Origin of the sequence: Blautia coccoides (assembly GCF_034355335.1) — a bacterium.
In the GTDB taxonomy this organism is placed as follows: Bacteria; Bacillota; Clostridia; order Lachnospirales; family Lachnospiraceae; genus Blautia; species Blautia producta.
Genome location: NZ_CP136422.1, coordinates 3,797,413 through 3,821,405 on the forward strand (window position 1 = coordinate 3,797,413; position 23,993 = coordinate 3,821,405).

General features: G+C 48.6%; 21 protein-coding genes and 1 other RNA gene. 3 read left to right on the top strand and 19 right to left on the bottom strand.

The genetic code is table 11. The annotated features are described in order from the left end of the window. Positions 1-97 precede the first annotated feature (97 nt). The 5 genes from BLCOC_RS17090 to BLCOC_RS17110 all read right to left on the bottom strand — a co-directional run bounded on the left by BLCOC_RS17090 (position 98) and on the right by BLCOC_RS17110 (position 5,182). Positions 98-997 carry a DMT family transporter gene (locus BLCOC_RS17090; RefSeq protein WP_115622860.1) on the bottom strand — a complete coding sequence of 300 codons (900 nt, stop codon included), beginning with the start codon at positions 995-997 and terminating at the stop codon, positions 98-100. Further along, a complete protein-coding gene (locus BLCOC_RS17095) occupies positions 984-2,417 on the bottom strand; it encodes an MATE family efflux transporter (RefSeq protein ID WP_242998966.1) in 1,434 nt (477 codons plus the stop codon). Before BLCOC_RS17095 ends, BLCOC_RS17090 begins: the two co-directional genes overlap by 14 nt. 151 nt (positions 2,418-2,568) lie before the next feature. After that, positions 2,569-2,997 (bottom strand): hypothetical protein, encoded by a 429-nt coding sequence (locus tag BLCOC_RS17100; protein ID WP_115622861.1) that lies wholly within the window; start codon positions 2,995-2,997, stop codon positions 2,569-2,571. Next, positions 2,994-3,569, bottom strand: coding sequence for a TetR/AcrR family transcriptional regulator (locus tag BLCOC_RS17105; protein WP_115622862.1), 576 nt, complete (start codon positions 3,567-3,569; stop codon positions 2,994-2,996). Before BLCOC_RS17105 ends, BLCOC_RS17100 begins: the two co-directional genes overlap by 4 nt. 236 nt (positions 3,570-3,805) lie before the next feature. Further along, positions 3,806-5,182, bottom strand: coding sequence for an MATE family efflux transporter (locus tag BLCOC_RS17110; RefSeq protein ID WP_115622863.1), 1,377 nt, complete (start codon positions 5,180-5,182; stop codon positions 3,806-3,808). Between the two features lie 310 nt (positions 5,183-5,492). Here BLCOC_RS17110 and BLCOC_RS17115 point away from each other — a divergent pair, with 310 nt between their 5' ends. Next, on the top strand, positions 5,493-6,425 hold the full coding sequence (locus tag BLCOC_RS17115) for a ketopantoate reductase family protein (RefSeq protein ID WP_029468639.1): 933 nt from the start codon (positions 5,493-5,495) through the stop codon (positions 6,423-6,425). A gap of 283 nt (positions 6,426-6,708) precedes the next feature. Here BLCOC_RS17115 and BLCOC_RS17120 read toward each other — a convergent pair whose 3' ends face one another. From BLCOC_RS17120 to BLCOC_RS17150, 7 genes are all read right to left on the bottom strand, one after another. After that, positions 6,709-7,146, bottom strand: coding sequence for an aspartate carbamoyltransferase regulatory subunit (locus tag BLCOC_RS17120; protein WP_029468638.1), 438 nt, complete (start codon positions 7,144-7,146; stop codon positions 6,709-6,711). After that, a complete protein-coding gene (pyrB, locus tag BLCOC_RS17125; protein WP_018597422.1) occupies positions 7,140-8,063 on the bottom strand; it encodes an aspartate carbamoyltransferase in 924 nt (307 codons plus the stop codon). Before pyrB ends, BLCOC_RS17120 begins: the two co-directional genes overlap by 7 nt. Positions 8,064-8,217: 154 nt before the next feature. After that, positions 8,218-8,607: a putative ABC transporter permease gene (locus BLCOC_RS17130; RefSeq protein WP_018597421.1), complete on the bottom strand. Its 390-nt coding sequence runs from the start codon at positions 8,605-8,607 to the stop codon at positions 8,218-8,220. 73 nt (positions 8,608-8,680) lie between these two features. Next, positions 8,681-9,697 (bottom strand): sensor histidine kinase, encoded by a 1,017-nt coding sequence (locus tag BLCOC_RS17135; protein ID WP_115622864.1) that lies wholly within the window; start codon positions 9,695-9,697, stop codon positions 8,681-8,683. Further along, entirely contained in the window at positions 9,694-10,371 is a 678-nt protein-coding gene (locus tag BLCOC_RS17140; protein WP_115622865.1) for a response regulator transcription factor, read from the bottom strand. Before BLCOC_RS17140 ends, BLCOC_RS17135 begins: the two co-directional genes overlap by 4 nt. Before the next feature lie 15 nt (positions 10,372-10,386). Continuing rightward, positions 10,387-12,474 (bottom strand): ABC transporter permease, encoded by a 2,088-nt coding sequence (locus BLCOC_RS17145; RefSeq protein WP_115622866.1) that lies wholly within the window; start codon positions 12,472-12,474, stop codon positions 10,387-10,389. After that, entirely contained in the window at positions 12,464-13,231 is a 768-nt protein-coding gene (locus BLCOC_RS17150; RefSeq protein WP_115622867.1) for an ABC transporter ATP-binding protein, read from the bottom strand. Before BLCOC_RS17150 ends, BLCOC_RS17145 begins: the two co-directional genes overlap by 11 nt. A 233-nt stretch (positions 13,232-13,464) precedes the next feature. Between BLCOC_RS17150 and pheA the strand changes: the two genes are divergently transcribed. Next, positions 13,465-14,595 carry a prephenate dehydratase gene (pheA, locus tag BLCOC_RS17155; RefSeq protein WP_018597416.1) on the top strand — a complete coding sequence of 377 codons (1,131 nt, stop codon included), beginning with the start codon at positions 13,465-13,467 and terminating at the stop codon, positions 14,593-14,595. A gap of 19 nt (positions 14,596-14,614) precedes the next feature. Further along, positions 14,615-15,913, top strand: a complete 1,299-nt coding sequence (locus BLCOC_RS17160) for an ATP-binding protein (RefSeq protein ID WP_018597415.1) — start codon at positions 14,615-14,617, stop codon at positions 15,911-15,913. 170 nt (positions 15,914-16,083) lie between these two features. Here the strand turns inward: BLCOC_RS17160 and rnpB are convergent. The 7 genes from rnpB to BLCOC_RS17195 all read right to left on the bottom strand — a co-directional run bounded on the left by rnpB (position 16,084) and on the right by BLCOC_RS17195 (position 23,886). Next, positions 16,084-16,434: RNase P RNA component class A (gene rnpB, locus BLCOC_RS17165), an RNA gene on the bottom strand. A gap of 49 nt (positions 16,435-16,483) precedes the next feature. Beyond that, positions 16,484-18,151: a nucleoside kinase gene (locus BLCOC_RS17170; protein ID WP_018597414.1), complete on the bottom strand. Its 1,668-nt coding sequence runs from the start codon at positions 18,149-18,151 to the stop codon at positions 16,484-16,486. A 185-nt stretch (positions 18,152-18,336) separates the two neighbouring features. Next, on the bottom strand, positions 18,337-19,119 hold the full coding sequence (locus BLCOC_RS17175) for a Nif3-like dinuclear metal center hexameric protein (RefSeq protein ID WP_115622868.1): 783 nt from the start codon (positions 19,117-19,119) through the stop codon (positions 18,337-18,339). Positions 19,120-19,218: 99 nt separating this feature from the next. Beyond that, positions 19,219-19,917 (bottom strand): tRNA (adenine(22)-N(1))-methyltransferase, encoded by a 699-nt coding sequence (locus tag BLCOC_RS17180; protein ID WP_018597412.1) that lies wholly within the window; start codon positions 19,915-19,917, stop codon positions 19,219-19,221. A gap of 11 nt (positions 19,918-19,928) precedes the next feature. Next, positions 19,929-21,053 carry an RNA polymerase sigma factor RpoD gene (gene rpoD / locus BLCOC_RS17185; RefSeq protein WP_018597411.1) on the bottom strand — a complete coding sequence of 375 codons (1,125 nt, stop codon included), beginning with the start codon at positions 21,051-21,053 and terminating at the stop codon, positions 19,929-19,931. Between the two features lie 40 nt (positions 21,054-21,093). Next, positions 21,094-22,878 (bottom strand): DNA primase, encoded by a 1,785-nt coding sequence (dnaG, locus tag BLCOC_RS17190; RefSeq protein WP_115622869.1) that lies wholly within the window; start codon positions 22,876-22,878, stop codon positions 21,094-21,096. Further along, entirely contained in the window at positions 22,879-23,886 is a 1,008-nt protein-coding gene (locus tag BLCOC_RS17195) for a deoxyguanosinetriphosphate triphosphohydrolase (protein WP_115622870.1), read from the bottom strand. Positions 23,887-23,993 lie beyond the last annotated feature (107 nt).

The following is a 23,993-nucleotide window of genomic DNA, read 5'->3' on the forward strand; positions in this document are numbered from 1 at the left end:
GTAAAACCGTCTTTCGGACAGCCCGAAAAACGGTTTTTATTTTTTTTATCATTATACACTTTTCACTCAATTAAAAAAGTTGTTTTGCCAACATTTTCTAATTATTTTTCGCCGCGGCCCGGCCTCTGTCTGACAATACAAGTCCTGTCAGCACCATTGCAGTGCCAAGAACAGACACTGCGGAAATTTTCTCATGGAGGACCAGGACTGACGCCGCAATGGTGACCACCGGAACCAGATACAGGTATACGCTTGTCTTCACAGCCCCCACGATCTTCACAGCCAGATTCCAGGTCACAAAACACAGGGCAGAGGCACACAGTCCCAGGAACAGGATATTGGCCAGCAGCACTGGATTTTTGAACCTGGAAAACTGCCAGTGAAAATCCATAAAACACAAAGCCGGCAGCATAAAGAGGATACCATAGAAAAACACATGCCTGGTTATCTGAATGGTCTGATACCCATAGCCGCTGATCTTCTTTATGAGCACCGAATAACAGGCCCACACCACCGCAGCCAGAAGCGCCAGCACATCCCCTTTGGGATTCAGGTGAAAGGACTTCTGTCCGTTGAAGCTGAGCAGGATGATCCCCCCTATGCTGATCACAAATCCCACTAAAAAACCAACCTTCAGCTTCTCATCCCTCAGGAAAACAAATCCAAGAATAGCCGTGCAGAAAGGCGCTGCTGCCACGATCACGCCCACATTAGAGGCATAGGTAAAAGTCAGCGCAATATTCTCCAGCAGGAAATACAGGGTGACACCGCTGATCCCCGCAGCCACAAACAAAAGCTCATGGCTCTTCTTTTTTGTCTTCAGTCTCTTGTGATCCACCAGGCAGAGTGCCGCAAAACCGATGAGAAACCGAAAGAGCAGAATTTCAATAGGAGTAAACTCCCGAAGCAGTACCTTTGTGGAGATAAAAGTAGTTCCCCACACCACTACGGTAAACAAAGCCATCAGATGTCCCGCTGTCTTTTTATTTTCTCTCATATGCTTCCCTCTCCAATTTCTTCATTCTCCACAGGTACGTGATCACAAGAGGCGCTGCCGCTGCCACCCATGCCAGCGGGTCCGCCCAGCAGATTCCCTCAAAGGAGCCAAAATGACGTGCGGTAAAGGCTGCGGCTGTCCTTGCCGCCAGTTCAGCCGCCCCTGCCATCATAGGCACAAAACCGAATCCCATTCCCTGCAGAATGTTCCTGTATATAAAAATAGTTCCCAAAATCAGCATAAACGGCGCGATGATGGAAAAATACATCTCGCAGTATCCAAGCACATCTGTCTGGCCTCCATCAATAAACATGCGCACCATATATTTGCCAAAGAAATGCAGAATCACCGTAACCAGCACTGCATAGGCAGCAGACATCCCAGTGGAAACCCTGGCCCCTTTTCTGATCCGGTCGAACCTTCCCGCCCCGATATTCTGTGAGGAATAGGTCGCCATGGTGACGCCGATAGAGATCATGGCCTGATTGATCAACTGCATGACTTTTGTGGAGGCAGTGAATCCCGCCACTGCCCTGGCTCCGAATCCATTGAGCGCGCTCTGCAGGATCATGATGCCCAGAGCGGTGATGGAAAACTGAAGTCCCATGGGAATGCCCACCTTGATCTGAAAGCGGACAGAATTTTTCTCCAGAACTCTGTGTTCCCTCTTCATATGCAGAAGCGGTACCTTTTTCACTATGTACACCAGACATAAGATACCGGAAATCCCCTGTGAGATCACAGTGGCCACGGCTGCGCCTCTTGTTCCCATCTTCATAACTAAGATAAAAAACAGGTCCAGGAAAATATTCAGCACTGCAGCCAAAATCAGAAAATACAGAGGTATCTTACTGTTCCCAAGTGCCCTTAAAAAGCTTGCCAGCAGATTATAAAGGACCTGGGTCCAGATACCCAGAAACACTACAAACAGATACTGATAGGCATCCTGATAGATTTCTTCCGGTGTATTCATCAAATGCAGCAGGCCTTTCAGCCCGGCCACACTGATCACAGTCAGGACCACGGTAACCACAACAGCCAGCACAGAGGACGAATACACAGATTTCTTCATTCCGTCTATATTCCCCGCTCCAAAAGTCCTTGAGGTGAGCACCGTAAATCCTGTTGTCAGTCCATTCAAAAATCCCAAGATCAGAAACACAACACTGCCGGACATGCCCACCGCCGCCAGCGCGTTGACCCCCACCGTACGTCCCACAATAATGGCATCCACCATATTATAGAGCTGCTGAAATACATTTCCGATGATCAGGGGAACCGTAAAAGCCAGGATCAGCCGAAAGGGGCTGCCCTTTGTCATATCTTTTTCCATAACTGCCATAGTCTCCTTTTTATGATGTGATTTTTCCGGCTGGAGAGTGCCCGATGTCCGCAGGCCTGTAAAAAGAATCCCGTGCATAGAAAAGTGCTCCGGACAAGCCGGAACACTTATTCATAAAGCCGCCTGTTTCAAACCGAACCGGCATATCAGCCTAGAGCGTGTTTGAAAGCAAGTATAGCACCAGTGTTTTCAATTTTCAATGCCTATCTGAAATTTATTTTCCTCCGTTTTACGCTTCCCGGACACTCTTTCTCATAACACCGGTAAAATTCACCAGGAACAAAACACCTGCAGTCAAAAGCGAAGCCCCCAGTCCTGTATAAAACACAGCTATGAACACCTCCGGGCACCATCCTGACACCCTTAGGCCAATCCCGAATGTCATCATAAACGCCATGATACAAAATGCCTTTTTATCAAAAAACTTGAGAAAAAACTGCATTTCTTCTTCATATCCCACGATCCTCACCGTATGTTTCCGAACCATCTTACCAAATACAAAAACCTGGAACACCAGATAAACCGCAGCCGATAACAGGACATTCAGCACTCCCACATACGCCCCGTAAGCCTCCACACCGATCCTAAGGATATTTCCCCCGGCCACTGCCCAGACAAGCGCCGCAATAAGCAGCAGATAATTTTTTCTCACTTTCATAACAAGCCCTCCTGATTTTTTCCATAGACCACACGCAGGATCAGTTCTTTTAAAAATACAGATCTCTCTCTGCCTCTCATCAGATCCTCCACCAGAAAATCCACCACAAACTCCACAAACGCCTTTGCCGAGAACCCCTCACACCAGACGTCCCTCCGGGCAGCTTTATCCTCCACAAGCACGTCGAGAAGCTCACCTCTCATATGTCCCAGATACTCCTCCATCACCAAATGTCCCTTCTCTTTATCTCCCACGGCGAATGAATGCTCTGCCCAAAACCCCTGATTTCCCCCCTTATTCTTCCTGATCCTCTCTGCAATGGACTCCACAACTCCCAAAAAGCTCTCCCCCTCTATATTACTCAGAGGTACACAAAAAATCTCCTTCCACAGCTCCACAACCACAGCGATCATCAGGTCATTCTTCGTGGGAAAATAGTTGTAGATAGACCCCACCGAGATCCCGCATGCCTTGGCGAGTCCCCTCATGCTGATCTTCTCCGTCTTCCCCTCCTTCACCATATCCCCGGCAGTCTTCAATATCTCCTCCCGGGACGTCACAACTGTATTCAAGCCTGTACCCTCCTGTTCTTTGTATATACGTCACAGCAATTTGACCCCCTCACAGTCACGGGCAAAAATCTATGCCAAACTGCTTCCGCCTCAAACTGAACAATGTTCATTATACTCACATCGGGTCCCTCTGTCAATACTGTATTCTCTTCATCCCTGCCTTGTTTCCCCAAAACGCTCAAACGGGAAGGGATCGCCCTTGAGGACATTCCCTTCCCGTTATCTGCATCTTCGCCCTACCGGGCCTTTCTTGTTCTCATCTCTCTGAGCACCTTCCTAAACTGCACTCCAAACAGGATCGCAGTCGTTGTCACTGCCAGGGTATCCGCCACCGGCTCCGCCAAAAATACCGCCATTGTCTTATCCGCAAAAAATAGCGGCAGTATATAGATCAGAGGGATCAGAAGGATCACCTTTCTGAGCAGGGCCAGGAAAATGGATTCTTTTGCCTTTCCCAGCGCGATAAACGTCTGCTGGCAGGCGATCTGGATCCCGAATATACAGGATACTGCCATGTAGATCCGAATGGCCCATATTGTAGTCCGTGTCAGCTCCGGATCACTTGTGAAGACAGCCGCAAACACTCCCGGTGCAAACATTGCCACTGCCCAAATCGCTGCCGAATACAGAACGCAGGCACGCAGCAGCAGGAAAAAAGCCCTTTTCACCCGGTCCGGATTCCCTGCCCCGAAATTATAACTCACAATAGGCTGGGATCCCTGTGTCAGCCCCTGAAGGGGCAGCATGGAAAACTGCATCACACTGGACAGGATGGTCATGGCACCTACTGCCATATCCCCTCCGTATTTCAGCAGAGAAGAATTAAAACATATATTCAGTATGCTCTCCGTGGACTGCATGATAAATGGTGACAGCCCCAGTGCCATACACGGAAAAAACACCCTGGGTGAGATCCTTAAATATTTCTTTTTAAGTCTGAGGGTGGTCTTCTTTCCACATAAAAACCGGATCACCCACACAGCAGACACACCCTGGGAAATGATCGTGGCCAGCGCGGCGCCCCGCACACCCATATGCATTGCAAAAATAAAAATAGGGTCAAGGACAATATTGCACACAGCCCCGATGACCACACTCAGCATACTGACTGTGGCAAATCCCTGGGCTGTAATAAATGCGTTCATACCCAGTGCCGCCTGCACAAACAAAGTGCCCACTGCATAAATCTGCATATACGCGGTGGCATATGAGATCGTGTTCTCACTTGCCCCGAACAAAAGCAGCAGATCCTTGGAAAATATCAAGAAAAACAAGGTCAGCAGGATTCCCGCTATGAGAAGCCCCATAGCACAGTTTCCCATGATCTCCTCCGCCTCATCCTTCTTTCCCTTTCCCATCATGATAGAAGAACGGGGCGCGCCTCCCATACTCACCAGTGCCGCAAATGCAGAAATCAGCATGATAAGGGGAAACGTAACACCCACACCGGTCAGCGCCTGTGCTCCGTAGCCGGGGATATGTCCGATATACACTCGGTCAACCATGTTATAGAGCACATTGACCACCTGCGCTGTAATGGCAGGGACTGACAGCCGAAATAACAGCCGTCCTATAGGTTCCCTGCCCAAATCTGTCTCTTTTTTCTGTTTCATCTCTGCGCCATCCTTACTTTAGTAATTTCATTCTGTCCGGGACATGCTGTGCGCATGGCTTCCAGACATAAAAAGCAGCCTGTAACTGCAAGAGTCCCAACCCTTACAGTTTAAAGCCAACTGTAATACATATTAACACATCCGTATCTCTTTTTCCATATCCATAATTCAGTTCTATTTTGGATATGATGCGATTCAGCCATCCGGCTTCACAGCAGAGTTCTGCTGTTATTCGGATACTTCTTGCAGAACCGGTCAATTAAGGATAAAATAAAAAAGAATCTAATATTTTGTTTTGGAGGACAGACATATGAGAGAAATCAAAACAGTTGCACTCATCGGACTGGGAGCCATAGGAAGCTTTCTGGCATCCCATTTTAAATACGCGCTGGAATACAGTGATCTGCGTATCATCGCGGGAGGCGAGCGCAAAAAACGGCTGGAGAAAAACGGTATTATCGTCAATGGGGAACCTCTTTATTTCCATGTGGTATCCCCGGAGGAGGAAATGGAGCCTGCCGATCTGGTGATTCTGATCACAAAAATGGGCGGTCTTGAACAGGCCGTACAGGATGTAAAAAACCAGGTGGGGCCTGACACGATCTTAATGTGTCCCTTAAACGGTGTGGAGAGCGAAGAGGTGGTGGCCAAGACTTACGGATGGGAACATCTGCTCTACTCCATTGCCCGGGTCAGTGTGGTAATGAAGGGAAATGAAGTCAGCTTCCGGCAGGAATCGGCACGTTTTGAAATCGGCGAAAAGGACAATACAGTCATCTCTCCCCAGGTACAGGCAGTCAAAGATTTGTTTGACCGGGCAAAGATAAAATGTATTGTGCCAAAGGACATGGTCTATGATATGTGGCATAAGTTTATGTGCAATGTGAGTGAAAACCAGAGCGCGGCTATCCTCGGAATCCCCTTCGGGGCATGGGTTGTCAGTGAACATGCCAACGCGATCCGGGAGGCAGCCATGAGAGAGGTGGTGGCAATTGCCAATAAAAAGGGGATTGCATTGTCTGAGGATGACATCATTGCCCAGAGGAAATTGTTTCCGAAAATCCCTTATGAAAATAAACCTTCTACTCTGCAGGATATTGAGGCGGGGAGGAAGACGGAAGTGGATATTTTTGCCGGGGCCGTGATCCGCATGGGGAAGGAAGTGGGGGTGGAGACGCCTTTGAATGAGTTTTTTTATCATGGGATCCGGGTGTTGGAAGAGAAGAATGAAGGGGTGATTTAAAAAGGGGGGACGGAGGAGCCGCGCCGGAGGGTGCCGGGGGCTGGGGTCTGTTGGCTCGAGGCTCCGCTTAGCCTCGCCAACAGACCCCAGCCCCCGGCACCCTCCGGCGCGGCTCCTCCTGGTTTTTTAAAGCACTATGTGTGAAAAGAAAAAGAAAAAAGACCTGCACCTTGTTTTGGATTGATGATGCCTCATATCGTATAAATTTTGTACGAAATATGAGAAGGATCACAATTTATAACAGGGGGAGGTCTTTTTTGTTGTTATAATAAAAAAAATCGGATTACTTATTGCGGTTGCCGCGGTATTTTTCTTCGCAGTATTTACAGCGGTAGACTTCTTTCTCCGGGTCGGCCAGGATGAAGACGTGGTCTAATTCCTGCTCGATGGAGGTGATGCAGCGGGGGTTGCGGCACTGGATCACATTTGTGATCTGTTTTGGAAGCTGAAGCTCTTTTTTCTGGACGATTTCCCCGTCTTTTATAATATTTACGGTGATGGTGTGGTCAATGAATCCTAAGATGTCCAGGTTCAGGGTGTCAATGGGGCATTCTACTTTGATGATGTCTTTTCTGCCCATTTTTTTGCTTCTGGCATTCTTGATGAGGGCTACACAGCAGTCCAGCTTGTCCAGCTTCAAGTCTTTGTAAATGGTCATGCATTTTCCGGCTTTGATGTGGTCAAGTACCACACCTTCGTTTAAACGGCCAACATTTAACATAAGTCCACCTCCTTCAGTAGTGTGAGGATCAATGCCATTCTGACATAGACTCCGTACTGCGCCTGTTTGAAATAGGCGGCTCTCGGGTCACTGTCCACCTCTGTGGAAATTTCATTTACCCTTGGAAGGGGATGCAGTACCAGCATGTCCGGTCCTGCCTGATCCATTTTGGCTTTGTCCAAAATGTAGAAATCTTTCATGCGGACGTAATCTTCTTCGTTGAAGAAACGCTCCTTCTGCACTCTTGTCATGTAGAGAAGGTCAAGCTTGGGAAGGACTTCCTCCAGACGCTCCACTTCTTCATATTCATGGCCGCTGGCCTTTAACACATCCTCTTTAATGTAATCCGGGACACGAAGCTCTTCCGGAGAGATAAGGACAAATTTTACACCTGTGTAGCGGACCAGAGCCTCGATCAGGGAGTGAACGGTACGGCCGAATTTCAGGTCTCCGCACAAACCGATGGTGATGTTGTCCAGGCGTCCTTTTAAAGAACGGATCGTGAGCAGATCGGTCAGGGTCTGTGTCGGGTGCTGGTGGCCGCCGTCTCCGGCGTTGATGACAGGGATCTCAGATGCCATGGATGCCACAAGCGGTGCACCCTCTTTCGGATGACGCATGGCACAGATATCTGCATAGCAGGAAACTACGCGGATGGTATCGGCAACGCTCTCACCTTTTGCCGCGGAACTGGAATCTGCACTGGAAAATCCCAGAACCTTGCCGCCCAGACGAAGCATAGCGGATTCAAAGCTCAAACGTGTTCTTGTACTCGGTTCATAAAACAAAGTCGCCATGATCTTGCCGTCGCAGGCATGAGCGTACTTTTCCGGATTCTTTTCAATATCATTGGCCAGATTTAAGACTTTATCCAGCTCTTCCACGGAAAAATCCAGCGGACTCATCAAGTGTCTCATAGATTACCTCCTGTGTAATTACTCTATCCCCAGAGCTGCTTTGGCAGTCCTGCGGATCGTAACTCTGTGTATATGATTTTCATGTTGCAGTCACACAAAAACGTTCTTCCTGCGTGATTACCATGTACTATCATATACCAGTTCAGGGGTAATTTCAAGAATTATCGGACAGTATTTTCTCAAAAAAAAGCCCTGTGACAAACCACACCGGTGCGTAGTCTAAACGGATCAGCCCTTTGTAATTCAGCTTTGCCTTGCTGTAGTCCCAGGGACACATATGAAAACGCTTGAGCAGGGCGCCGCTGGTCAGCTCCGCCGCAAAAATTCCGGTCATGTAAATACTGCCCCGCAGAAAGGTGGAACACCCTTTCAGGCTTTTTGATACCGGCCTGATACAGGCGGCCATTCCGTAAATGGGAAACATCCAGATAGAGGATTGTCCGATCAGCCGGAAGTCCTTTTTCTGAATAGCATGGACCCCGGTCCATAAAATCTCCATACACCAGCCGGCAGTGCCGCAGAGCAGAAAGGTATGCTTTTTCATGCTTTTATCTCCTGTTTTTTCTTATTATTATGGATTCTAAAAGCTGAAATTATGTAACCTTTCAGGTAACTATTCAGTTAATTTGAACTCTGGGAAAAATAATAGAAATTGAAAATCCCTCTCCCCATTGGGATTCTGCTTCCAACTGCAGATTAAGATCACCTGCCATCTTTTTTGTGAGATACAATCCCATGCCGGTGGCCTTCTTCCGGCCGTCGCTGGAGTCGCCGGTAAAACCCTTTTGAAAAATATAGGGCAGGTCGTAACTTCTGACTCCCATACCGTTATCTGCAATGGTCAGAATTTCCGCCGCCGCGGCGAGCTGCACGGATATGGTAAGGCGAGGGGCATCACCGCTGTATTTGATAGCGTTACTGATGATCTGTCCCAACATGAACTGAAGGCCCCGGCGATCTGTATAGACGGTTTCAGACTGCAGCCGGTTTTCAACAACAAACTGCTTTTCTTCCAGAAGAGGTGCATGATCATCCATGATTTCTTCCAAGGCACTTTGAAGATCAACCGCCTCAAACCGGTAATCTTTTGTACTGCTCCCCAACCGGGCGTAGTAAAGCATTTGGGTAATGTCCTCCTGAAGCTGGCTTCGCACATAGTCTAATTTTGCCTGCAAAGAAGGAGAAAGCTCGTCACCCCGATTATCCAGGATCATGGTCAGCAGAGACAGCGGAGTTTTGATCTCATGTGCCCATCCCTCCACATAGTCCTCATAATCCCGAAGAGATTTCTCCATCTCCTGAACCCTGCTCTGCTTTTCCTGCAGCACAGACGCCAGAAGATGAAGCTGTTCCTGCTCCTGCTGACTCACCGCACCCAGCAGCCTTTCCGTGCTCACCGCATCCGGCTCCGTTAAAAAATCCCGAAAAAATGCCTGCTTCTGCCGCTCCTTGATGTAAAAAAACAGCACGGTTGCTGAAAAAAGCACAAGGCTTGCCAACACAATGAGTCCCATAAGAAATTGAAATGCCTGGGCGTCGCAAAGCCAGAGCAGCAATGTGGAAAAGCCGTCTATGAGCAGCAGCAGAAGAAGCCACGGAGCATATCTTTTTAAGATTTTCCAGAACTGTTTCATGGCTTGCCCTCCATTTCCAGTCTATAGCCCAGCCCACGGACAGCCACCACTTTCTGCTTCATGCCTAAATTCACCATGGTTTTCTTTAGACGGGTCAAATTAACCTGCAGCGCGTTTTCGTCTATGAACTCCGTGGTATCCCAGAGTGCCCTGCATAGCTGCTCAGAAGTTACCAGCTCCTCTCCCCCAAAAAGTAATGCTTCCAGAAGCTTTCCCTGATTTTTTGGAAGCACCACGGAAGTGTTGTTTATATACAAAGTATACGTCCCGCGGTCCAGCAGGAACCCTTGCCCTTCCAGAAGATTATGGCGGCCTTCGTATCTCTTGAGAATGTTGGTGATCCTGGCCAGCAGCCGCTCTTTACGGCAGGGCTTTGTCAGGTATTCGTCCGCTCCAAGCCGGAGGGCATGTAATTCGTCGGCCATCTGGTCTCTGGAAGTCAAGACCAGAACAGGAATGGAGGTTTTCTGCTTGAGATCCCGGCAAATCTGAAAACCACTGATTTCCGGCAGATTGAGATCCAGGATCACAAGATCAGGATTGATGACTGTCAACTGCTCCCCGGCATCTTCAAATGCAGTTATTTCCAAAACGGAGTACCCTGCCTTCTTCAGCATACTGCAGAGTTCTTCCCGCATATAGACTTCATCCTCCACAACTGCAATTCTCTTCATGACAGCCCTCCTTCGTCACTCTTCTCTTTGCGGCTGCATCAGCGTCAGCAAATACCGGTCGCTGGAACGCTTGATAACAGCCATGTATATATATTCTACCACACACAGCAGAAAAATCATAGCGGCAGACACCACCAGCATTTTTCCCTGTGCTCCCTGTATCAGGGAGGGAAGCACACCTGCAAACAATGCCTTGACTCCAAAGATACTGCTGACTGCCGCAACAAAGACAGGCAGCCCCATAAACCAGTTGATCTGTTTCCGGGCAGATGCGCAAATATCCTTGTAGGCAGCGCCAAGATGTACCAGTGTCTGATATCTGCGGCCTGTCTTCTGTTGATCCATCAGGAACTGAACGCCCATGATGGTGTTGGCTGCCACCAGAAAGATAATGGCCAAATAGATGGTAATGTAGCTGGCTGCCACCATGTAGAATAACTGCCGCCCCATATTTTGCAGATAGCTTTCATATTCAATTCCCATGTCCGAAAGGCAGATCCCATCCAGCCGGGTGTTCATGTCAGAGATTGCGGTCATCAGGCTGCCGGCCCCGGCAGCGTCCCTATTCATGATGCCGTTGATATAAACCTCATAGTCTCCATTTGTATATTGTAAAAACTGCTCGTCAGGCAGGATCAGTGCAAAAGACAAGGTGATAGATTGGTCTGTCACCAGATCCACAGACTGGATCTCCCCGGTCAGATACACGGGATTTCCATTCAGTACGGCCTGGGGATGGCCCAAAAGGATCTTATTGAGCATGGCTGTTCTGGACACATTTGTGAATCCGGAATCCCGATAGACGGCAGCCTCATTCTCTGCCAGTGTCAGTACAGGCTTACCAGCGGCCCTCAGCAGACAGTTATAATCTGACAGACAGATAAGACGCGGATTATTATCATAGCTCAGATTATTTAAAAGAACATCCCGATCCTCCGACTGCGGAAGGCTGTTAAGGGACTCCATAACTGGATCCATCTGAAACACATCGCTGTAATCCTTTGTGGTTTGGACGTACCCTATGCGCATTTCAAAGAGCTGGGAAAATTTACTTTCAAGCTTGTTTTCCTTCAGCACTGTTTGTATATGGGGAAGGATATCCTGCGGATCCTCTGTGTTATAATCGTAAAAAGTATAATCCAGCACATGATCCCCTGCCAGTTGTCTGGTACCTGCGATTCCGATACCGGCGCCAAAGCAGCACAGCGCTGCCAAGATCAACAGAGAGCTGATGGCCATAGACGTAGACTGGCGGATGACAGTTTCCTGGATCTGACGGAATGAAAAGACATGAAGCCTTCGATTTGCTTTTCCCGCTTTTACCAGTAAGGCGATCACCGCCCGCATCCCATAAAACAGAAGAATTGTTCCCAACAGCCCCAAAAACAGGGTAAGGAGCATCATTTTTGCCGCGTACCAAGCAATCCCCCGAATAGCCATAGTATAGGCAGCTGCCAGCATAATGATGCCTAAAACTGCGCAAATCCCGTAGACAAATGCCGGCTTTTGTTTTTCTTCATTACCGGAAGAATGAGCCAAAAGAGCGCCAATCTCCTGACGGCTGACCTTACCGCTGAGGATCAAAAACGCTGTCAGCTTAATAGCGAGAAATCCCGCAATGGTAAAACATACAGCAGACAGAGAAAAGGTAAACTGATGTCCGATGATCCCCATGCCCACAAGCTTGGCTGTGACAAGACTGATGAGTTCGGAGAGCAGCACCGCAAGCGGAAGTCCCATGACCAGGGCCAAACTACTGCTCAAAATATCCTCCACAAGAAGCATGATAAAGAGCTTGTTTCTGCGCATCCCCATCATCAGATAGACGCCGAACTCTTTTCTGCGGCGCTCCATCTGATATTTACAGGCAAAATAGATCAAGAAAAACAAGATTCCCAATGTTATCACGTAGAAAACGGGTATCATCAGCAGCAGACGATTTACTGCATCACTTTCCATTTTCGCAAGAAAAATCATCACATCCTGCTTGGATATGGAGAGGATTATATAAAAAGCCACAATGGAAATGACTAAAGAACCGAAAAACAGCCCGTTTTCTTTGCGGCTGCGTCTGCTGTTTCTAAGTATCAGATCAGAGAACATTGCAACTGCCACCTCCCAACTGAGCCATAACTTTCAGGATACGCCGGTAGAAATCCTGCTGGCTTTCATCGCCGCGGCGAAGCTCATGAAATATCACTCCATCTTGGATGAACAGAATTCGTCTGCAAAAGCTGGCCGCGTTGGTATCATGGGTCACCATCAAAATAGTGGCCTGTTCATCCCTATTGAGACCGGAAAGCTTTTCCATGATATTTTTCGCGCTTTTACTATCCAATGCGCCTGTAGGTTCATCAGCAAGGATCAGCTTAGGAAGGAGGATCATAGCTCTGGCTGCTGCCACACGCTGCTGCTGACCGCCGGACATCTGCATGGGAAATTTGTCAAGTACATCCGTAATTTCCAGATATTTTGCCAACTGCATAAGACGCATATGACTCTCTTTTTCTGTTACATTGTGGAGCGAAGCAGGCAGCAGAATATTTTCCCGGCCGGTGAGATTGTCCAGCAGTTCAAAGTTCTGAAACAGGTAGCCCACGGTTTTTCCCCGGTATTCCGCCAATGCCTTGCCGCCTATGGACTGCAGATTCCTGCCATCCATCACGATACTGCCGCCGGTGGGTTTGATCACCGTCGCAATACAGTTGAGCAGCGTAGACTTTCCGGAGCCGCTGCTTCCCATGATCCCCAGAAATTCTCCGGGCATCACCTGAAAGGTGATCCCATCCAGGGCCTTGGTTTGGTTCGGCAAAGTACCATATGTTTTTGTCAGGTTTTCAATATTTAAAATGGGTTCCATAAGATAAGGTTACCTCCTGTGCTTTCTGCTCAGATCATAGCACAGCTTTATAAAAAAATACACTTACAGTTGCTGTAAGATTCATTTGGCAACAGTTACGAAATTATATAAAAGACTTGCGTACTGTAAAGTGCCGGTGTATGATAAAGAAAAGAAAGTCCGCCTGCCGTACTTTCTTTTCTCTTGAAAAAACAGGGCGGATTTAATTTCAGAAATGGAGAGGTTACAAAAGTATGTTGGATTTACAAAAAATGCGTAAGGACATCGACGTGATCGACACCCAGATTGTAAAGCTCTTTGAGGAGCGGATGAAAATTTGTGAGGATGTGGCGCAGTTTAAGATTGAGACAGGAAAACCTGTCTTTGATAAAAACAGAGAACAGGAAAAGCTGGAGGCCCTTGGCAGCAAAGCGCACAATGATTTTAACCGATGCGGTGTGCAGGAACTGTTTGAACAGATCATGTCCATCAGCCGCAAGCGTCAGTATCAACTGCTGCAGGAAAACGGCATCGAGGAAAAATCAGATTTTGTAAAAATAGAGGACCTGAAAAAGGAAAACGCCACGGTTGTATTCCAGGGTGTGGAGGGTGCCTACAGCTTTGCTGCCATGCACACGTTCTTTGGCGATCAGATCAAAAGCTTTCATGTGGACACCTGGAAGGATGCCATGGAAGAGATCAAAAAAGGAAAGGCTGACTTTGCCGTACTCCCCATTGAGAATTCCACAGCAGGCATTGTCCAGGATATCTATGATCTGCTCACAGAGTATGACCATGTGATCGTGGGGGAACAGATCATTCCCTGCGAGCATGTACTTATGGGACTTCCAGGCACATCTCTCTTTGATATCCGCACCGTCTACTCCCATCCCCAGGCCCTTATGCAGTGCAGAGAGTTTTTGGAGGAGCACAGGGACTGGCAGCAGATGGAGTGGAATAATACCGCTGCCGCCGCCAAAAAAGTAGCCGGCGACAAGGACCCGTCCCAGGCAGCCATTGCAAGCCGTTACGCCGCCGATCATTTTGGCCTGGCTGTCCTTCAGGAAGGCATTTACTCCAATGTAAATAACTCCACACGCTTTATTATCGTAACGAAAAAGAAAATATACTGCCGGGATGCCCGCAAGATCAGCGTCAGCTATGAACTTCCCCATGAGAGCGGAAGTCTGTACAACAGTCTCTCCCATTTTATCTACAATGGACTGAATATGACAAAGATTGAATCCCGCCCCATCATGGAGCGCAACTGGGAATATCGCTTCTTCGTGGATTTTGAGGGGAATTTAAGCGACAGCACCGTTAAAAATGCCCTGCGGGGACTGAAGTCCGAGGCCCAAAATCTTCGTGTACACGGAAACTATTAAAACAAAAGAAGGAAGAACCATGAAAAACATCAACGAATGCATCATATACCGCAATTTTGACCGGGCAGAGACACTGGAGAGTATGTTCTCCATCCTCTCCGCCTGTGAAGCAAAAGACCCGTCCTTAAAGGAACAAAAAGAGCTGTTCTGCCAATGCGCAGGCCAGCTGGTAGAGATGGCAGGCTCCTTTGGCTTTGCCGGTAATCTCTGGCACAACTATCTGACTTTTCTCCTTGTCAACCACGAAAATGCCTTCAGCACCGCCTGTGAGATCGTAGGCCCTGTAAAAGGCAGCATCAATGACTTTGCAAGACACGATTTCTCCATATTTAAGGAGCTGTTCGACTTTGACCTGACCGTCCTTGACAATGTCCTTGGCACCTCCTGCTGTTCCCTTATCTGCGACTACACCAATGTGGACGAGAACAGCAAGCTGTTCAACAAGCGCATCCGTGACCGCATCTGTACCCTCAGCAGACGGCTTGGCCAGGCGGACGACGTGGAAGAATTCATGGATGACATGGTGGCATTTTATAAGGATTTCGGTGTGGGCAAGCTGGGTCTGCACAAAGCCTTCCGCCTGGAACATCTGCAGACAGAAGCCAATGTCCGCATTGTCCCCATCACCAAAATAGCCCATGTACAACTGGATGACCTGGTAGGCTATGAAATCGCAAAGAAAAAGCTCATAGACAATACAGAGGCTTTTATCCAGGGAAAACGGGCAAACAACTGCCTGCTCTTCGGCGACGCGGGTACAGGAAAATCTTCCAGCATCAAAGCCATCCTGAACCAGTATTACAGCCAGGGTCTCCGCATTATTGAAGTCTATAAACACCAGTTCCAGGATTTAAATGATGTGATCGCCCAGATCAAAAACCGAAACTACAAGTTTATTATATATATGGATGACTTATCCTTTGAAGATTTTGAAATTGAATATAAATACCTGAAAGCCGTGATCGAAGGCGGTCTGGAGAAAAAACCGGACAATATCCTGATCTATGCCACCTCCAACCGCCGCCATCTGGTCCGTGAACGTTTCAGTGACAAAGAGGACAGAAACGATGACCTGCACACAAACGACACGGTTCAGGAAAAGCTTTCCCTGGTCTCCCGCTTTGGTGTCACCATCTATTTCGGCTCACCGGATAAAAAGGAATTCCAGGAAATCGTCACCTCTCTGGCTGCCCGCAGCGGCATCACCATGGACCGGGACGAGCTTCTCTTAAAAGCCAATGCCTGGGAACTCCAGCACGGAGGCTTCTCCGGCCGCACCGCCCAGCAGTTTATCGACTACCTTTTAGGACAGCAGTAAGAACCATAAAACGCAAAACGCCTGGTATGCATATCTGATGTGAACCTGTTAAAGTCCAGATCAGCCATACATACCAGGCGTTTTATGGATCACGGCTGCATATAAAACTGACATATTGATCTGACCAGATTTGATCCGGATCCCCGCCGTTTTTCTACATCCGTTATCATATCCCAAGCAGAACTGTAAGCCGGGTTATGTCGTGAATAATCATCTATCTAGTTCTGCTGTCACCAGCAGACTCAAGCGACCCACCTAAAAGCGTGACGGGCAGCCACATTGCTTTTCATTCGGTCTTGCTTCGGATGGGGTTTACATATGCCCTCCCTGTTACCAGCGAGGCGGTAGTCTCTTACACTGCCCTTCCACCCTTACCAGTGAACCACTGGCGGTACATTTCTGTTGCACTATCCTTGGAGTCACCTCCACCGGACGTTATCCGGCATCCTGCCCTGCGAAGCCCGGACTTTCCTCACCTGGCCCCTTTCGGTCCTGCCAGCCGCGATTATTCATTCTACTTGACACAAACGTCATTTTAACACAGTGACGCAAATTTGTAAACAGCAAAAATCAGACATCAAAACATCCTCCGCCGATGAATTCCCGAAGTATGGAATTATGGGGAACAGCATCAGCGGGCATTCCCACAAAGTAATCCAGGAATTTCAGGATACGCTTTGCCTCATTGTACTCCGGCTCCTCCGGCGTGATCCCAAAGAGCAGAGGCTCTGCATACATTTTCAGCACGGCCAGCTCATAGATCAGAGCTGAGTTGAACATCACATCCGCTGACTCCTGATTGGGAAAGATGTACTGCTCCTCCCCTCTTCTCACCGAGTTCCACATGGCAATGGTGTGCTTTGCTGAGGTTCCCCTGGTCCTGGCATCTCTGACGATCCGTCTGATGAGCCTGCCGTCTGTGGTGGGAATCCTGTTGTGCTCATCAATATTGATCTGCGTCAGGGCGCTCACATAGATTTTGAACTTACTCTCCTTTGGCAGGTTCTCGCTGAGTCTGTCGTTCAGCCCATGGATACCCTCGATCACCAGGATATCCTCTGCTCCCAATTGCAGATGATCCCCCTTATATTCCCTCTGGCCGATTTTAAAATTAAAGGACGGCAGTTCCACCCGTTCCCCGCGCAGAAGGGCGTTCATATCCTCATTAAACTGCCTGATATCAATAGCCTCCAGGCATTCAAAATTATAATTCCCGTGTTCGTCTAAAGGTGTCTGCTCCCTGTTCAGGAAATAATTGTCCACAGCGATGGGATGGGGATGAAGTCCGTGTGCTGAGAGCTGAATGGAGAGCCTGTGGGAAAATGTGGTCTTCCCCGAGGAGGACGGCCCTGCTATCATAATAAATTTCTTATCACCTGCCGCCACGATCTGGTCTGCTATCTTGGATATCTTGCCCTCCTGCAGCGCCTCGGCAATGAGGATCAGTTCATTGGCCCCCTGCTGTGTCACCTGACCGTTCAAGTCGCCTACCGTGTCCGTCTGCATCATTTCTCCCCAGCGACCGGATTCCTTCTGTACTTGGAATATTTTCGGCTGCGGACAAAACGGCGGCACGCTCTCCGGATCTTTCTGTTCCGGGAGCTGAAGTACAAAACCCTCGTCATAGGGATACAGGTCAAAATATTTGAGATATCCTGTGTGATTTACCATAAAGCCGTAAAAATAATCCTCAAAATCATCCAGGCTGTAAATATTCACCCTGGATACCCTGCGGTAGCGGAACAGCTTCTCCTTGTCATACATACCATGGTTGTGGAATATCTCAATCGCCTCGTCCGTGCTTACGCTCCGCTTCAGGATCGGTATCTTTTCCTCCACAAGCTGCAGCATGTATCTCTTGACCTCAGCCAAAAATTCCTCATCTACCGTTACATTTCCGTCAATGGTAAAATAATATCCTGAGCTGACAGAATAATGAAGAACAGCCTTCTTTATATTCTCATGGCCTGCCACATGATAGACAGCCTTCAGAACCAGCAGAGAGGCACTTCTCTTGTATGTCTTATGCCCGATCTCATCTGCAGTGGTCACAAACTCCAGAGTACCCGGTTTTTTCAGCTTTTTATGCAGCTCACAGAGCTTGCCGTTTTTCATCACCAGCACAATGGGGTATCGGGTTGTCCCCTCATATTCCTCCACGATCTTTGCGTATGGAGTACCGTACGGATATTCTTTTGTCTTTCCCAGAATCTTCACCGCTATATTTCTGTCGCTCATGTATACCTCCTCTGTTTCGCCTGTGCATCGTAACAGTTCAGACAGGCTGAACTGTTATGGTGCATTACAGATCAAACCAGTTATATCAGTCTATGCACTTTACATGTCAGTTATTCTGTCCCTGCCTGCCGGGTGTATCAGGTCTGACAATTCAGACAAACTGCGCGGCTGCATCCTGACGGCCTTTAGAGAACCGTACAGGGATGCAGGACTTCCATCTTGCCCACTTCCAGTTCCGGCAGCTTTTCGGCAAGCTCCCGTCTCATATATTCCATAAATATATACTCGGTTCCATAATGTCCCGCATCAATGACGCACACTCCCTGTGCCACAGCATCAATGGCCGTGTGGTAATCCACATCACCGGTAATATAAACCTGTGCTTTTTTGCCAATGACATCTCCCATCAGACTCTTTCCCGAGCCTGTACAGACAGCCGCCCGTTCCACACGGGTATCCGGATTTCCGTAAACGATTACATGGGGAAGCTGAAACTGTTCTTTTACAAAGAGCGCACATTCCCTCAGTGTCATTTCTTTTGGCAGAGAGCCGATCCTTCCGATCCCCTCTCTCCGATCCCCCTCCTCAAAGGTCACTTCCAGCACTTCACGATCTGAAAGCCTGAGAAAATCCCCGCTCAAATCCGCCATGCCCAGAATATCAAAGTTCGTATGCATGGCATAATAACTGATATGGCTGCTGATCAGACCAATGATCCTGCGGCCGATAAAATCCTCCGCCACAACACGCTTCATACCGGAAAAGATAAGGGGGTGGTGGGTGATCATCATGTCCGCCTTAAAATCAATGGCCGCTTTCAGGGTTTCATCCGTCACATCAAGCGCCAGAAAAACCCTTTTAACTTCTCTCTCCCTGTCCCCTGCCAGAAGGCCTACATTGTCCCAGCTCTCCGCAAAGGACGGGTTATATTCTCTTTCCAGAATTTCTATGATATCTTTACATTTCATTTTTGCCGCCTCACATGTCAATGACAGACACCGGATATTCTATCCTCCGTCTGATCCCTCTGTTAATTGTGATTCCTCTGTAAACTGTGATTCCTGCTCTTAAAAGCGCGCAAGTGCTTTTTTGATATAGCACAGCTCCTGTTCCAGTTCCGAAAGCCGCTCCCTGCCTGCTTTGGTGTCTGTCTTTTTCAGATGCCCCATGATCTTTTCCACAGATGACTGCTCCTTTAGCAGAAATTGTTCAAGAACCGGATTCCTACTGTCAAGAAGGCCTCGGCCAAAGAGATATTCCGTCTCATCCCCATAGCTCTGTTCCCCGTGAAGGACTTTCATCATGGGATAATATTTTCCCTCTTCAAAAACCATATCCTCGGCTGTGATCCTGTAGCCATGCTCCAGCAGATAATGCCGGAACGCGCCGATCTCAGACTGGGGCTGGAGGATCAGTTCCGATACACTTTCCAGGACACTTCTGCCCTCTGTCAGGATCTTCTCCATGAGGGGACCGCCCATGCCGGCTATGATGACCGTATCCGCCTCACCCGGTGCAAGAGCCTTGACACCATCAGAGAGGCGGGTTTCTATGTATTTTCCCAGACCGTATTCCCTGATATGCTGCTCTGCCCGAAGAAGAGGACCCCGGTTCACATCCATGGCAATGGCTCCCGGTATCCTTCCTTCCAGATACAGATAAATAGGAATATAGCCGTGGTCACACCCCACATCCGCAATCCTGCTGCCGGGTGCCGCCAGGGATGCCACAGCGCGAAGCCTGTCCGAAAGCTGCACATTCTTCATACTGCCCATCCTTAATCCAGGTAATCCTTTAACTTGCGGCTGCGGCTGGGATGACGCAGTTTGCGGAGTGCTTTTGCTTCGATCTGGCGGATACGCTCCCTGGTCACATTGAATTCCTTGCCCACTTCCTCCAGGGTTCTGGCCCTTCCGTCATCTAAGCCAAAACGCAGGCGGAGAACCTTCTGCTCTCTGTCTGTAAGAGTGTTCAGCACCTCCACAAGCTGCTCTTTTAAAAGTGTGAAGGCAGCGGCATCTGCCGGCACCGGCACATTGTCATCCTGGATAAAATCTCCCAGATGGCTGTCTTCCTCCTCACCGATCGGTGTCTCCAGAGATACCGGTTCCTGGGAAATTTTCAGGATTTCACGGACTCTGTCCACAGACATATCCATCTTCTCAGCGATCTCTTCCGGCTGCGGCTCTCTGCCCAGTTCCTGAAGAAGCTGACGTGACACACGGATCAGTTTATTGATGGTCTCCACCATATGCACAGGAATACGGATGGTACGTGCCTGGTCTGCAATGGCCCTTGTGATCGCCTGACGAATCCACCAGGTAGCATATGTGGAGAACTTGTATCCTTTTCTGTAGTCAAACTTTTCCACTGCCTTGATAAGACCCAGATTCCCCTCCTGGATCAGATCCAGGAACAGCATACCGCGTCCCACATAACGTTTTGCAATGCTGACAACCAGTCTCAGGTTGGCCTCTGCCAGACGTTTTTTGGCTGCCTCGTCACCCTCTTCCATGCGCTTTGCCAGCTCGATCTCCTCCTCCGCGGACAGAAGAGGCACCTTGCCGATCTCCTTTAAATACATACGGACAGGGTCTTCGATGCTGACGCCTTCCGGGACAGAAAGATCAATATTCTCTACATCAACCTCTTCTTCCTCGTCCAGGTTGATACCGTCATCATCACTGATGATAAAAACATCCTCATCACTATCCGGAATACGCAGCACGTCAATACCGCAGGACTCCAGATAGTCAAATACTTTGTCCAGGGCGTCGGGGTCCAGGGGCATTTCCTTAAAATGGTCATTGATCTCCTGATATTCCAGGACATTTTTCTTTTTCTTTCCCAGCTCCACCAGTTCCTGCAGTTTCTCGCTGAATTTCGCCATGTTCATTTCCATAAAATGTTCCATCCTCTCATTACTTAATTATATCTTTGCCTCAATCAAAAGAAATATGCAGTGTTACCTTTCCACTTTCAATTTCTTCCAGATGTTTTTTTGCCTCTACAAGTCTCTGCAGGCCTGCAATGTCCGTCGGCGCCAGAGTCTGGCTCTGGTGCGCTATGCTGTCCCGTTTCATCCTGCAGACGGTTTCCCGAAGAGCGCGCATGCGCTCCTGGTCATTTTCCAGATGCAGGGTTGCGTGAAATAAGGATGTAACTTCCTTTTGTTCTTCGCTGTCAGTGAACCGGTTCAAAAGCTTTGCCGGATTGACGTCCCCTTGTTCGTGCTGTTCAAATAAAAGCTCTGCCACCTGATGAAACAGGGGCGTAGTAAAATCCTCAGGGCCTATATACCCCTCTATGGTATCAAACATCTTCGGATAGGAAGTAAGCCAGGTCAGCATCAGCTTCTGGGAAGCATCTCTGCTGTCCTCCTTCTTCTCCCGTCTCCGCTCTTTTACCGGTGTCTTGGGCTTAGCCGAGATCGCCGTGCCCGAAAGCGCCAGGTTATTCACCATGCGCCGCAGGTCTTCATAACGAATCTGGTATTTCCGGGAAATACTCTCCATGTAATTGTTACGCTCAAGTTCCTCCGGAAATTCCAGCAGTTTTTTTGCAATGGCTCTGTAAAATTCTGTTTTGTCCTCCGGGTCCGCCAGATCATATTGCCGTTCCATGACCTGGACCTCGAACAGAAAATAATTCATGGCCTCAGTAAGCCGCTTTTCAAAAGCCTCCTGTCCCTGAGCCTTGATAAATTCATCGGGGTCCTTATAAGGAGCCAGATTCACCACTCTGGGCTTGATGCCCGCCTCCCTGAGAATAGGAATTCCCCTGAGTGCCGCCTTCTGCCCGGCCTCATCGCTGTCATAGGTCAGAAGCACTTCCTTTGTGTAACGGCTCATGAGACTGGCATGCCCGCTTGTAAGGGCAGTTCCCAGGGAAGCCACCGCATTGGTGAAGCCCGCCTGGTGCATGGAGATCACATCCATATACCCCTCACAGATGATCAGATAGTTTTTTCTCGATCTTCTGGCAATATTAAGCCCGTACAGGTTGCGGCTCTTATCAAAGATCTTCGTCTCCGGAGAATTCAGGTACTTGGGCTTCGCATCGCCCATAACACGGCCTCCGAAGCCGATCACCCGGTTATTCACATCCATAATGGGAAACATGACACGGTTCCAGAACTTGTCGTGCATTCCATATCTCTCATCAGCGGAGAAAAGACCGGATTCTTTTAAAATAGTATCAGAATAGCCTTTTCCTTTCAGATACCGGTACAGGCTGCCCGAGTATTTGCTGGAATAGCCGAGTCCAAAATTTTTTATGGTCTCATCTGACAATTCCCTGTTTTTCAGATATTCATAAGCCTGCCTGCCGCCCTCCTGCTTCAATTGATAATAGTAGTAGGAGGCAGCCTTTTTGTTCACTTCCAGAAGAACTGTCTTCAGATCCGAGGCAGCCCTCTGCTCTTTTGAGTATTCCCCTTCCGGAAGCTTCACGCCGGCCCGCTCTGCCAGATATTTCACGGCTTCAATAAAGGTAAAATTCTCATACTCCATTACAAAGGTGAACACATTTCCTCCTGCCCCGCATCCAAAGCAGTAATACATCTGCTTACCCGGACTTACGGAAAAGGAGGGTGATTTTTCATTGTGGAAAGGGCACAGGCCAAAGTAGGAGCTGCCCTTTTTCTGCAGCCGCACATAACCGGAAATGACATCCACAATGTCATTTTTCATGCGGACTTCTTCAATTACGTCATCGGAATAATACATCTAGTAAACACTCCATCCTTTCGGAACAAAAATATCCCTGAATTTCTCCATGGAATACTGATCCGTCATACCGGAAATATAGTCACAGACAACCCGGTTCATCTCCTCACCGTCCTCCAACAGCCGTTTGTACTCTTCGGACATTTTGTCCGGTCTGGTACTGTAATAGCCGTAGAGGGCTTCCACCAGGTTCTCTGCCTTTTCCTCTTCCTCTTTAGCAATGGGATTCAGATAGACATTCTGGAACATAATGTTCCGAAGGTCCCGCAGTCCCTCCTCGATCTCAGGGGACATGCTTATGGCATCCTTCCCTCTGCTGTTGTCCACAATATCATGAATGAAGGTGTTGAGCCGTTCTTTTGTATTCTCACCCAGCAAAAGCCGCAGGGTAATGGGAATATCATCCTCTGTGATAACCCCTGCCCTCTGAGCGTCATCCATATCGTGATGAATGTAGGAAATTTTGTCGCAGAGCCGTACGATCTGTCCCTCCAAGGTATGAGGAGAACCGCTGGTTCTGTGATTCAGGATCCCATCCCTCACCTCCCAGGTAAGATTAAGCCCCGCGCCGTTTTTCTCCAGGCGCTCCACCACCCGGATACTCTGCCGGTAATGGGCAAATCCAAGGGGACATACCCTGTCAAGTGCCCTCTCCCCCGCATGTCCAAAGGGCGTATGGCCCAGATCATGTCCAAGGGCAATGGCCTCCACCAGGTCATCATTCAGCCTCAGAGCCTTTGCAATGGTTCTGGCTGTCTGGGAGACCTCCAGGGTGTGGGTCAGACGGTTCCTGTAATGATCCCCCTGAGGTGCCAGGAACACCTGTGTCTTATCCTTCAGCCTCCTAAATGACTTACAGTGCAGGATCCTGTCCCGGTCCCGCTGATAGACCGTCCTGATATCACACTCCTCCTCATAACGGTCCCTGCCCCTGCTGTCCCTGCTGTGGGCAGCGTAAGGACTTAAAAGTTCCATCTCCCGCTGTTCCATTTCCTCACGGATATTCATTCGGCAGCTCACCTTCTCTCTTCAAAAGCAAAGCCAGTAAAAAAACTTTCTCATATACATTATTACGCATAAAACAGGGATTTCCTTTTTCTCCGGCAAAAAAATCG